The organism is Arthrobacter sp. MDT2-34-1, assembly GCF_059091365.1.
Window position 1 is genome coordinate 18,863 of the sequence record NZ_JBNHGO010000001.1, and the last position, 11,744, is coordinate 30,606.

Here is an 11,744-nt window from a genome sequence, read left to right on the forward strand (position 1 = left end):
CAACCCACCTGTCCGGGCCGGTCCTGGTGATGGGAACCGGCCTGCTCGGAGCCAGCATCGGGCTCGGCCTGCGTGCCCGCGGCATCGACGTGCTGCTCTCGGACCCCTCGCCGTCGGCCCAGGCCGTGGCGCAGGATATCGGTGCCGGCCGGATCCTGCCTGCCGGCGAGAGGGTGGAGCCCCAGTTGGTCGTCGTCGCGGCGCCCCCGGACGTCACCGCCGCCGTCGTGTCGCGCGCGCTGCGCGACTACCCGGACGCCGTCGTCGTGGATATTGCGAGCGTCAAGACGGCCGTCTTCGAGGCGCTGGCCAAGGACCCGGACCTGGCGGAGGCGGACCTGGGCCGCTACGTGGGTACCCACCCGATGGCGGGGCGGGAAAAATCCGGCCCCGTCGCCGCCCGCGGCGAGCTCTTCACGTCGATGCCGTGGGTCCTGTGCCCGTCGGAGTTGTCCTCGCCGGGGGCGGTGAAGACCGCGCACGCGCTGGCGATCGACCTGGGCGCGGTGGTCTCCCACATGTCGGCCGACGAACATGACGCCGCCGTGGCGTTGATCTCGCACCTGCCGCAAGTGATGTCCTCGCTGCTGGCCAGCCGGCTGCAGGACACGCCGGCGCATGCCTTGTCCCTTTCCGGCCAGGGCCTGCGCGACGTCACCCGGATTGCGGCCAGCGACCCGGCGTTGTGGGTGCAGATCCTCGGCGCGAACGCGTCCCGGCTCGTGGACATCCTGCACGGTGTCCGCGAAGACCTGGAACGGCTGATCAGGACGCTTGAGCACCCCGAGGCCGACGGCTCCCGGTTGGACATGGCCAAGCTGATCAGCGAAGGCAACGCCGGCCAGGCGCGGATTCCCGGCAAGCACGGCGCTCCGCCGCAGGCGTTCGCGTGGCTGACCGTCCTGGTCGACGATACGCCGGGCCAAATCGCCCGCCTGCTGACCGAGATCGGCGAGGTGGGCATCAACCTGGAAGACCTGCGCCTGGAGCACTCGGCGGGCCAGCCGGTGGGGCTGGCGGAGCTTGCCGTGCTGCCCAGCAAGCGGCACGAATTAATTGATTACTTGACCTCACGTGGATGGAAGGTTGTGCAATGAGCGCGGCGGAAGTGGATATGGCTCGTTACCGGCAGGGCAAGGCGCTGGTGGTTGCCATCGACGGGCCGTCCGGCTCCGGCAAGTCGTCCGTCAGCAAGGAAACCGCACGGCGGCTGCACGCGTCCTACCTCGACACCGGCGCAATGTACCGTGCCGTGACCTGGTACTGCGTCAACACCGGTGTGGACCTGGCGGATGCGGCGGCCGTCGAACAGGCCAGCAAGGACGTCGACCTGCAGATCAGCACCCACCCGGACGACGAATACGTGCGCATCGGCTCCACAGACATCACCGACGAAATCCGCAAGCCGTCAATCTCCGCCTCCGTGAGCGCCGTGGCCACGACGCTGGGGGCACGGGCCGAGCTGGTCCGGCGCCAGCAGCAGATCATCGCCGACTCCGGCCGTCGGATCGTTGCCGAGGGCCGCGACATCACCACGGTCGTCGCTCCCGACGCCGAGGTGCGGCTGCTGCTGACCGCCAGCGAAGAAGCAAGGCTGCGCCGGCGCGGCCTCCAGCTGGGCGGAACGCAGAGCGACGCCGACCTGCACGAGCAGGTGCTGGCCCGCGACGCCAAGGATTCGACCGTGGTGAACTTTTCCGAGGCCGCCGACGGCGTCTTCACGGTGGATTCGTCCGATCTGGATTTCGAACAAACCGTCGAAGCGGTGCTCGCCGTCGTCCGGCATGCCGCACACTGAACCCGCCGTCGAACGGCGGATCCACCGGTCCGGTGCGTTGGGGGCCGCGGTGGGGCAGGCCGGCCAGCAAGGTGCCGCACCAGTCGGCGTTCGGCTCCCCGCAGACCTGCCGGAGGCGGTCCTCGGCGTCCGGGCGTGTTTCAATTGACACTGCAGCCGAAGAGATCCGCCGGCAGTTGTCCGGCCATGTCCGGCACAGCGTGGCGTTCACCGGGCAGCCGCTTCCGGCCAACCACGCCCCCCGACGACAACCGGCTTGCTGCCTACCCAGAAGGAACAGACGATGAGTGACACCCAGCCCGGATCCTCCCCGGCGGATCGGCCGGCCGACGAGGAATACCGTCCGGCGGGCGAGGACCAGATCGCCGAGCACATGCTTGAGCTCGATGACGACGAAGCCGAGTTGCGCGCCGCGTCGCTGCGCGCTGGCCTGGCCGATTACGACCTTGACGACGAGGACGCCGCGCTGCTGGCGGCTGCAGGAGAACCCGTCCCCGACGACGAACCGCTCCGGGTGGCCCCGGTGCTGGCCATCGTCGGCCGGCCCAATGTGGGCAAGTCGACGCTGGTGAACAGGATCATTGGCCGGCGCGAGGCAGTCGTCGAAGACACCCCCGGCGTCACCCGCGACCGGGTCTCCTACTCGGCCCACTGGAACGGGCGCCCGTTCACCCTGGTGGACACCGGCGGCTGGGAGCATGACGCCCGCGGCATCCACGCCCGCGTCGCCGACCAGGCCGAAATCGCGGTGGACATGGCCGACGCCGTCCTGCTGGTCGTCGACGCCAACGTCGGGGCCACGGCCACGGATGAGGCCGTGGTAAAGATGCTGCGCCGCAAGAAGAAACCGGTCATCCTGGTGGCCAACAAGGTGGACGACCTGGCCCAGGAAGCCGAAGCCGCGGCCCTGTGGGGCCTCGGCTTCGGCGAGCCCTATCCCGTGTCAGCACTGCACGGCCGGGGAACGGCCGACATGCTCGATGCGGCCCTGGAGGTGCTGCCCGAATTCTCTGCCTACGGGGGACTCGAGCGCACGGGAGGCCCCCGGCGGGTCGCCCTGATCGGCCGCCCGAACGTCGGCAAATCGTCGCTGCTGAACAAGCTGGCCGGGAGCGAGCGGGTAGTGGTCGACACGATCGCCGGCACCACCCGCGATCCGGTCGACGAAATGATCGAACTGGGCGGACGGACGTGGCGCTTCGTTGACACGGCCGGGATCCGCCGCCGCGTGCACATGCAGCAAGGCGCGGACTTCTACGCTTCGCTCCGCACGCAGGCCGCGCTCGAAAAGGCGGAGGTCGCCGTCGTGCTGCTGGCCGTGGACGAGGTGCTCAGCGAGCAGGACGTGCGCATCCTGCAATTGGCCATCGATTCCGGCCGGGCCCTGGTGCTCGCCTTCAACAAGTGGGACCTGCTGGACGACGACCGCCGCCGGTACCTCGAACGCGAGATCGAGCAGGACCTGGCCCACGTGGACTGGGCGCCCCGGGTGAACATCTCGGCCAAGACCGGCTGGCACAAGGACAGGCTGGTCCCGGCGCTGGACCGTGCCCTCGAGTCCTGGGACAAACGCATCCCCACCGGCCGCCTGAACGCCTTCCTGGGCGAACTGGTCGCGGCCCACCCGCACCCGGTACGCGGCGGCAAGCAGCCGCGCATCCTGTTCGGCACGCAGGCTTCCTCACGGCCGCCGAAGTTCGTGCTGTTCACCACCGGTTTCCTGGACCCCGGCTACCGCCGCTTCATCACCCGCCGGCTGCGTGAAACATTCGGCTTCGAAGGCACCCCGATCGAGGTCAGCATGCGGGTGCGCGAGAAGCGGTCCCGCAAGCACTGACCCGGCCCCGCCGCCCGCGGTGGCGCCCGATGGTCATGACGCAGGGAAAAATGCTGTACAGTATTTGAGGTGGTTCCGCCGGTTGCATGAAGGCGGAACTTCGGGTTGTGGCGCAGCTTGGTAGCGCACTTGACTGGGGGTCAAGGGGTCGCAGGTTCAAATCCTGTCAACCCGACAGCAAGGGATCCGGTCCGCGAGGACCGGGTCCCTTTTCCATTGGCTTGTGCAAGGCCCTGTATGCCTATACTTTCAGCGATGGCGGGGAACGGATCCTTGCCGGAGCAACTGGCCGTCCATGGTGCGAGAAAGGCAACCGATGAGCAATATTCCTGCCGACCTGAAGTACACAGCCGAGCATGAGTGGGTGGCTGCCGCCGAGGCCGAAGGCACGGTGCGCCTGGGTATCACCGACTTTGCGCAGGACGCCCTCGGCGATGTGGTCTACGTGCAGATGCCGGAAGCCGGCTCCTCCATCACCGCCAACGAGGTCATCGGCGAGGTGGAATCGACCAAGAGCGTCAGCGACATCTACGCTCCCGTCAGCGGTGAGGTCGCGGCCGTCAACGACGCCCTGGAAACCGACCCGGCCCTGATCAACTCCGATCCGTACGGGGAGGGGTGGCTGCTGGAGGTCAAGCTGTCGGATCCGGCGGCGCTGGAGACCTTGCTCAGTGCCCCGGAGTATGAACAGCAGGTAGGCTAGGAGCTACCGGAGCCACTCGACGGCCAACCGGTCCTGAACCGGTTGGCCGCTACATTTTTACGGGAGGAACTATTGATGGTGGGCGAAGCTCGCAACGCCACGGATAACGGGAACGGCGACAGCCGGAACCCGGAGGCGCACGCGGAAACCACATCCATCTTTTTGCCGCCGCAGACCCTGGCCCACGTCGCCAAACCGAGGCTCTCCCGCGAAGAGGAAGCATCGGTGATCGCGCTGCCGGCCGGGTCGGCGCTGCTGATAGCCCACGACGGCCCGAACGCCGGGGCCCGGTTCCTGCTGGACCAGGACGTCACCACCGCCGGCCGGCACCCGGAAGCGGACATCTTCCTTGACGACGTCACGGTGTCGCGGAAGCACGCGGAATTCCGCCGCTCCGGCGACGGCTTCATGGTGGTGGACTCCGGCAGCCTCAACGGCACCTACGTGAACAACGACCGTGTGGACAGCCTGCAGCTGCGGACAGGCAATGAGGTGCAGATTGGCAAGTTCCGCCTGACCTACTACGCAGGCACGGCGGCAAAGGGGCAGGGCTAACCCGTGCCCGGGTCCCAGCCAGCGCGGCGCACCCTCGGGCCGTCCCGGGAGGGGTACCGCAGCAGCGTCCTCAATATCGGCGAGGTGCTGCAACAGCTGACGGAGGATTTCCCGCAGATCACGGCCTCCAAGATCCGGTTTCTGGAGGAAAAGGGGCTGATCAGCCCCCAGCGGACGCCGGCCGGCTACCGGAAGTACACCGGCCAGGACGTAGAACGCCTCCGTTTCGTGCTGGCCCTGCAACGCGACCAGTACCTGCCGCTCAAGGTCATCAAGGATTATCTGGACGCGATCGATCGCGGTGAGCGGCCGGAGGCCCTGCCCGGCGGTATGACTCTGGCCCCCCGGATGGTCTCGGAGCCGCTGGCGGCAGAACTTAACGGACGCGGCCGGGCGCTCACCCGGGCCGAGCTCCTGCAGGCCAGCGGAGCGTCCACGGAACTCGTGGACGACCTTCTGGCCTACGGCCTGATCCACGCCCACGACGCCTGTTTCGACGAACACGCACTCAAGGTCGTGCGCGCCTGCAGGCAGCTGGGCAGCCATGGCATCGAACCTCGGCACCTCCGCCCGTTCCGGGCCGCCGCAGACCGCGAGGTCGGGCTGGTGGAGCGTGCGGTGGCCCCGCTGGCGTCCCGGCGCGACGTCGCCTCCCGGGCGCGCGCCGCCGAGGCGGCCAAGGAAATCAGCGATCTGTGCCTGAACCTGCATACGGCGCTGGTTCACGGGCACCTGGCCCAGATGGACCGCTGAACGGAGAAGCCATGCTCGAACTCGAGGTTGTCGGAGTCCGCATTGAACTCCCGTCGAACCAGCCGCTGGTGCTGCTCAAGGAAACCGAAGGCGAACGGCACATACCCATCTGGATCGGCGCGCCGGAAGCCAGCGCGATTGCGTTCGCCCAGCAGGGCATCAAACCGCCGCGCCCCATGACCCACGACCTGCTCCGCGACGTCGTGGACGTGCTCGGCCGGCGGATCACCGAAGTCCGCCTGGTGACGGTCCAGGACACCGTCTTCTTTGCCGAGCTGGTGTTTGACGGCGGGGTGACAGTCAGCTCCCGCGCCTCGGACGCCATCGCGGTGGCACTGCGCGTGCCCTGCCCGATCTATTGTGCGGACGAAGTAATGGACGAGGCCGGGGTTAAGATCGCCGAAGCGGCCGACGACGAGGAATCCGACGGCCCGGCGCAGGAGAACGCGGAAAGCCAGTTGCGCGAGTTCAGGGAATTCCTCGCCGACGTTGAGCCCGAGGACTTCGAGAAATAGCCGTCGCCGGCATCTGGTTCCGGCACCCGAAACGCCCGGCCCGGCTCCGGGGCATCCGACACGCCGCAGCAAAAAGGCCAGCGTCTTTGACCGGCGGCCCCCGCCGTTCTAACGTCGAAGCATACAGTTCCCATTGCACCGCAGGCCATCTCAAGGCAGACTTAGACCAGACCTCTGGGCTGACTGCGAAGCTCATTCCCCACAGGGAACTTCGACAAGGAGGGTTCACGTGAGTCCTAAAGGTGATGCAGGCGAGATGCCGCACGCTCTGCAGACCGGCGCTGCCATACCCGCAAGTGCCCAGGGCTTGCTGTTCACCGAAGACCTGCCCGTGCTGGACGAGGACGCCGGTTACCGCGGTCCCACAGCATGCAAGGCAGCCGGCATCACCTACCGGCAGTTGGACTACTGGGCACGCACCGGACTGGTGGAACCTGCAGTCCGCGGCGCGTCCGGCTCCGGCTCGCAGCGCCTCTACAGCTTCCGCGACATCCTGGTCCTGAAGGTGGTCAAGCGACTGCTCGACACCGGCGTCTCGCTGCAGCAGATCCGCTCCGCCGTTGGCCACCTGCGTGAACGCGGCGTGGAAGATCTGGCCCAGATTACCCTCATGAGCGACGGCGCCAGCGTGTACGAGTGCACCTCCGCCGACGAAGTCATCGACCTGGTCCAGGGCGGACAGGGAGTCTTCGGCATCGCCGTCGGCCGGGTGTGGCGAGAGGTCGAAGGCAGCCTCGCGGAGCTCCCCAGCGAACATGCCGCAGAGGAACAGGATTTTCCCGACGACGAGCTGAGCCGCCGGCGCGCCGCGCGCAAGATCAGCTGACCGCACACAGGACATAACAGCGGGAGGGGCTCCGGGAAACCGGGGCCCCTCCCGCTGATTAAAGGCGCGATCCCGTGTATCGCGATCCCGTGTGTAAGGTGCGGCCCGGGCGGACCCGCCGCCCGGGCCGGGACCTGTTGTCAGATGGGCTGGCGGCGGAGCGCGCGGCTGCGCATCCGGCCGGAATCGGTCAGGTTCTTGAGCAGCTCGTCGAAAAGCGCGGCCGCCTGCCGTGCCGATTCACCCGGCCACTGGTGGACGGAATGCGCTGCCCCCTGGATCTGCTGCCAGTTCGCCTGCTCGGCGATGGTGGGGGAGAGCAGCAGGTCGCCGAACATGGTTTTCATTTCGGCCAGCCGGTAACCGTGTTCGTTGGAGCTGGGCCGGACACGGTTGGCCACCACCCCGGCCGTCTTCAGGTCCGGCGCGAATTCCTCCCGGAACAAATCGATGGCGCGCATGGTGCGCTCGGTGCCCGCCACCGAGAAGAGGCTCGGCTCGGCCACGAGCAGCACCCGCGTGCTCGCCGTCCACGCCATGCGCGTCAGCCCGTTGAGCGACGGCGGGCAGTCGATGAGCACCAGCGAGTAGTCATTCACGCGGGAGAGCACGGTCGAAAGCCTGCGCAGGTCCCGGCGGCTCAAATCGGGCCGGTCGTAGATGCCGGAGTAGGCGGAGCCGATGGCGACGTCGAGAACCTTCCGGCCGGAAGCCGGCGCGCTGCCGGGATCCGCCGAGGCCACCCAGCCGCTCGGGGCGACGTTGGCCCGCAGGTCGGCCTTGCGCGCGTTCTTGAGGAGCCGGCCGACGTCGGTCTGGCGGGACGGCTTGACGCCTAATCCCGTGGTCGCGTCAGCATGCGGATCCAAGTCGATGACCAGGGTGGGGATTCCCGCTGCCAGCGCCGCAGAGGCCAGGCCCAGCGTGACCGAGGTCTTGCCGACCCCGCCCTTGAGGCTGCTGATGCTCACTACTTGCACGTAAAAACCAAAACCTAACGTATCGAGTCGTGGGGCTTCTGCGCCGGATAAGTCTTCACGGCACCCTATTCATCATAAGTGGAGCGCCGCAGCACACCGTGCCACCCGCCCCGCCGGGGCGTTTCGCAGCTTGCGCCGTAACATGCGGCCCGTGAGGACCGCCGCGGCGCGTGATCTGTGCAACACTGGCTTGCCAGCCCGGCTCGCAGTCCGTGAGACTTGGCTCACTGAGTCCGCCGGCGCCGGCGCCGGACGGTCGGTGCTTCACCCCCAAAGTCCGGACCCGGCAACGATGCAGGAGTGAAATGTTCGAAAAGATCTTGGTAGCCAACCGTGGCGAAATCGCCATCAGGGCCTTCCGTGCGGCCTACGAACTGGGCGCCAAAACGGTGGCTGTCTTCCCGTATGAAGACCGCAACTCGATCCACCGGCAGAAGGCCGACGAAGCGTATCTGATCGGCGAGCAGGGGCATCCCGTCCGGGCTTACCTCGACGTCAACGAAATCATTCGGGTCGCCAAGGAGTCGGGCGCGGACGCCATCTACCCGGGTTACGGATTCCTGTCCGAGAATCCCGAGCTGGCCCGCGCCGCTGCCGGTGCCGGCATCGCCTTCGTCGGCCCCAAGGCCGATGTGCTGGAGCTCGCGGGTCATAAGGTCCATGCCCTGCAGGCGGCCCGCCGGGCCGGGATCCCGGTGCTGAAGTCCACCGAGCCCAGTGCCGATCCGGAGAAGTTGCTGGCCGAAGCCGAGGAGATAGGCTTCCCGATCTTCGTCAAGGCGGTTGCCGGCGGTGGCGGGCGCGGCATGCGCCGGGTCGACAACCGCAAGGATCTCCCGGACGCCCTCGCGGCTGCCATGCGGGAAGCCGACACGGCCTTCGGCGATCCGACCGTTTTCCTTGAACAGGCCGTATTGCGGCCGCGCCACATCGAGGTGCAGATTCTGGCCGACGGGCAGGGCAACGTCATGCACCTCTTCGAACGCGACTGCTCGCTCCAGCGCCGGCACCAGAAGGTCATCGAAATCGCCCCCGCACCCAACCTGGACGAGGGCATCCGGCAGGCACTGTACCGGGACGCGGTCACGTTCGCACAGGCGCTCGGATACACCAATGCCGGCACGGTCGAGTTCTTGGTAGACACGGTCGGTGAACGGGCCGGGCAGCATGTCTTCATTGAGATGAACCCGCGCATCCAGGTGGAGCATACGGTGACCGAGGAGATCACCGACGTCGACCTGGTACAGTCCCAGCTGCGCATCGCCGCGGGCGAGACCCTGGCCGACCTGGGCCTGTCCCAGCAGGCCGTGTCCGTCAACGGCACGGCCATGCAGTCCCGTATTACCACCGAGGACCCGGCCAACGGCTTCCGTCCCGACGTCGGCAAGGTCACCGCCTACCGGTCGGCCGGCGGCGCCGGTGTCCGGCTGGACGGCGGCACCATCTACACCGGGGCCGAAATCAGCCCGCACTTTGACTCGATGCTGGTCAAGCTCACCTGCCGCGGCCGCGACTTCGCGACGGCGGCCGCCCGCGCGCGGCGTGCGCTGGCCGAGTTCCGCATCCGCGGCGTCTCCACCAACATCGCGTTCCTGCAGGCGGTGCTGGAGGACCCGGACTTCCTGGCCGGCAACGTCGCCACCTCGTTCATCGACGAGCGGCCGGAACTGCTCAAGGCCCGGGTCTCGGCGGACCGCGGGACCAAGCTGCTGACCTGGCTGGCGGACGTCACCGTCAACAAACCGCACGGCGAGCTGCCGGTGTCCACGGCACCGGTGGAGAAGCTGCCCGAACCTGCCAGGCAGGCGCTGGAGGCCACCGGTGCCCTGACGGCCGTTCCGGCGTCCGGCTCCCGGCAGCGGCTGCAGCAACTGGGCCCGGAGAAGTTTGCGGCCGAGCTGCGGGCCCAGACAGCCGTGGCGGTCACGGACACGACCTTCCGTGACGCCCACCAGTCGCTGCTGGCCACCCGGGTACGCACCAAGGACCTGCTCAACGCCGCACCCGCCGTCTCGGCCCTCACCCCGCAGCTGCTCTCGGTCGAGGCGTGGGGCGGTGCAACCTACGATGTCGCGCTGCGGTTCCTGGGCGAGGACCCGTGGGAGCGCCTGGCGGCGCTGCGCCAGGCGATGCCGAACATCTGCCTGCAAATGCTGCTGCGCGGACGGAACACCGTCGGCTATACCCCGTACCCGGAGGAAGTCACCACGGCGTTCGTCCGGGAAGCTGCCGCCACCGGCATCGACATCTTCAGGATCTTCGATGCGCTCAACGACGTCTCCCAGATGGAGCCGGCAATCCGGGCGGTGCGGGAGACGGGAACCGCCGTGGCAGAAGTAGCGCTCTGCTACACCGGAGACCTGCTGGATCCGGCGGAGGACCTGTACACGCTGGACTACTACCTGGAGCTGGCCGGGCGGATCGTCGAGGCCGGGGCGCACATCCTGGCGATCAAGGACATGGCCGGCTTGTTGCGTCCGGCGGCCGCGGCGAAGCTGGTCACGGCGCTGCGCGAGCGCTTCGATTTGCCGGTGCACGTGCATACCCACGACACGGCCGGCGGCCAGCTGGCGACGCTGCTGGCCGCCGTGGATGCCGGCGCAGACGCGGTGGACGTCGCCAGCGCGGCCATGGCCGGCACCACCAGCCAGCCGCCCATGTCGGCGCTCGTCGCGGCGCTGGCGCACACCGAACGCGACACCGGCCTGGACCTGGCCGCCGTCGGCTCGCTGGAGCCCTACTGGGAGGCGGTCCGCCGCGTCTATGCCCCGTTCGAGTCGGGGCTGCCGGGACCGACCGGCCGCGTGTACGCGCACGAGATTCCGGGCGGCCAGCTCTCCAACCTGAGGCAGCAGGCCATCGCGCTGGGACTCGGGGAGCGGTTCGAGGCGATCGAGGACATGTACACCGCCGCGGACAAGATCCTGGGCCGCTTGGTGAAGGTGACCCCGTCGTCCAAGGTGGTGGGCGACCTGGCCCTCCAGCTGGTCGGCGCAAACGTCGATCCGGAGGAGTTCGCGTCCGATCCGGGGAAGTACGATATCCCCGATTCCGTCATTGGCTTCCTCTCCGGCGAGCTGGGCGATCCTCCCGGCGGCTGGCCCGAGCCGTTCCGCACCAAGGCCCTGGCTGGCCGCACCATCAAGCGGCGCGACGAGGAGCTGACGGCCGAGGACTCGGCGGCGCTGGCCGCGGATTCGGCGACCCGGCGCGCGGCCCTGAACCGGCTGCTGTTTGCCGGCCCGGCGAAGGAGTTTGAGAAGATCCGGGACATGTACGGCGATGTGTCCGTGCTGGACACGCTGGACTACCTGTACGGGCTGCAGCCGGGAACCGAACACGTGATCGAGCTTGAGAAGGGCGTCCGCCTGATCGCCATGCTCGGGGCCATCTCCGAGCCGGATGAGAAGGGCATGCGCACCGTGCACTGCACGCTCAACGGTCAGCAGCGCAATGTGATGGTGCGCGACGCCAGCGTGGAATCCGAAGTCAAGGTCGCCGAGAAGGCCGATCCCGCGCAGCCGGGGCACGTGGCGGCTCCGTTCGCCGGCGCCGTCACCGTCCTCGCCGAGGTCGGCGACACCATTAAGGCGGGCGACACGGTGGCCACCATCGAGGCCATGAAGATGGAAGCCGGCATCACCGCTCCCGCCGGAGGCACCGTCACGCGGCTGGCGGTCTCCGCCGTCGAACAGGTCCAGGGCGGGGACCTGCTCCTGGTCATCGACCCGGCGTAGGCCCGAGGCAACCTTCGGGAGGAGACAGGCAGGGCCGCGG

At 68.2% G+C, this 11,744-nt stretch carries 10 protein-coding genes and 1 tRNA gene; 10 read left to right on the plus strand and 1 reads right to left on the minus strand.

Annotation, left to right across the window (positions count from 1 at the left end):
• Positions 1-29 precede the first annotated feature (29 nt).
• The 9 genes from AC5RVV_RS00100 (at position 30) to AC5RVV_RS00140 (ending at position 6,987) form a co-directional block, all read left to right on the plus strand.
• Positions 30-1,097: a prephenate dehydrogenase gene (locus AC5RVV_RS00100; protein ID WP_494001238.1), complete on the plus strand. Its 1,068-nt coding sequence runs from the start codon at positions 30-32 to the stop codon at positions 1,095-1,097.
• On the plus strand, positions 1,094-1,798 hold the full coding sequence (gene cmk / locus AC5RVV_RS00105; RefSeq protein WP_493999441.1) for a (d)CMP kinase: 705 nt from the start codon (positions 1,094-1,096) through the stop codon (positions 1,796-1,798). The genes AC5RVV_RS00100 and cmk overlap by 4 nt, the downstream gene beginning before the upstream one ends.
• 283 nt (positions 1,799-2,081) lie before the next feature.
• Positions 2,082-3,635 carry a ribosome biogenesis GTPase Der gene (gene der / locus AC5RVV_RS00110; RefSeq protein WP_493999442.1) on the plus strand — a complete coding sequence of 518 codons (1,554 nt, stop codon included), beginning with the start codon at positions 2,082-2,084 and terminating at the stop codon, positions 3,633-3,635.
• Positions 3,636-3,736: 101 nt separating this feature from the next.
• Positions 3,737-3,810 (plus strand) — tRNA-Pro (locus AC5RVV_RS00115).
• Between the two features lie 141 nt (positions 3,811-3,951).
• Complete coding sequence (gene gcvH / locus AC5RVV_RS00120; protein WP_493999443.1) at positions 3,952-4,338, plus strand: glycine cleavage system protein GcvH; 387 nt, start codon at positions 3,952-3,954, stop codon at positions 4,336-4,338.
• Between the two features lie 75 nt (positions 4,339-4,413).
• Positions 4,414-4,893 carry an FHA domain-containing protein gene (locus AC5RVV_RS00125; RefSeq protein WP_493999444.1) on the plus strand — a complete coding sequence of 160 codons (480 nt, stop codon included), beginning with the start codon at positions 4,414-4,416 and terminating at the stop codon, positions 4,891-4,893.
• Between the two features lie 3 nt (positions 4,894-4,896).
• Positions 4,897-5,646, plus strand: coding sequence for a transcriptional regulator FtsR (ftsR, locus tag AC5RVV_RS00130; RefSeq protein ID WP_493977983.1), 750 nt, complete (start codon positions 4,897-4,899; stop codon positions 5,644-5,646).
• 11 nt (positions 5,647-5,657) lie between these two features.
• Positions 5,658-6,161, plus strand: coding sequence for a bifunctional nuclease family protein (locus AC5RVV_RS00135; protein WP_493999445.1), 504 nt, complete (start codon positions 5,658-5,660; stop codon positions 6,159-6,161).
• 229 nt (positions 6,162-6,390) lie between these two features.
• Positions 6,391-6,987 carry a MerR family transcriptional regulator gene (locus tag AC5RVV_RS00140; RefSeq protein WP_493999446.1) on the plus strand — a complete coding sequence of 199 codons (597 nt, stop codon included), beginning with the start codon at positions 6,391-6,393 and terminating at the stop codon, positions 6,985-6,987.
• 140 nt (positions 6,988-7,127) lie between these two features.
• Here AC5RVV_RS00140 and AC5RVV_RS00145 read toward each other — a convergent pair whose 3' ends face one another.
• Positions 7,128-7,967, minus strand: a complete 840-nt coding sequence (locus AC5RVV_RS00145; RefSeq protein ID WP_493999447.1) for a ParA family protein — start codon at positions 7,965-7,967, stop codon at positions 7,128-7,130.
• A 305-nt stretch (positions 7,968-8,272) separates the two neighbouring features.
• On the opposite strand from AC5RVV_RS00145, the gene AC5RVV_RS00150 reads away from it, so the two are divergent.
• Entirely contained in the window at positions 8,273-11,704 is a 3,432-nt protein-coding gene (locus AC5RVV_RS00150; RefSeq protein ID WP_493999448.1) for a pyruvate carboxylase, read from the plus strand.
• Positions 11,705-11,744: the final 40 nt, after the last annotated feature.

Bases quoted from the DNA above. Each gene is read 5' to 3' on its own strand.
- AC5RVV_RS00125 (WP_493999444.1), top strand. From the start codon at position 4,414: ATGGTGGGCGAAGCTCGCAACGCCACGGATAACGGGAACGGCGACAGC.
- cmk (WP_493999441.1), top strand. From the start codon at position 1,094: ATGAGCGCGGCGGAAGTGGATATGGCTCGTTACCGGCAGGGCAAGGCG.
- der (WP_493999442.1), top strand. From the start codon at position 2,082: ATGAGTGACACCCAGCCCGGATCCTCCCCGGCGGATCGGCCGGCCGAC.
- AC5RVV_RS00135 (WP_493999445.1), top strand. From the start codon at position 5,658: ATGCTCGAACTCGAGGTTGTCGGAGTCCGCATTGAACTCCCGTCGAAC.
- AC5RVV_RS00100 (WP_494001238.1), top strand. From the start codon at position 30: ATGGGAACCGGCCTGCTCGGAGCCAGCATCGGGCTCGGCCTGCGTGCC.
- gcvH (WP_493999443.1), top strand. From the start codon at position 3,952: ATGAGCAATATTCCTGCCGACCTGAAGTACACAGCCGAGCATGAGTGG.
- AC5RVV_RS00150 (WP_493999448.1), top strand. From the start codon at position 8,273: ATGTTCGAAAAGATCTTGGTAGCCAACCGTGGCGAAATCGCCATCAGG.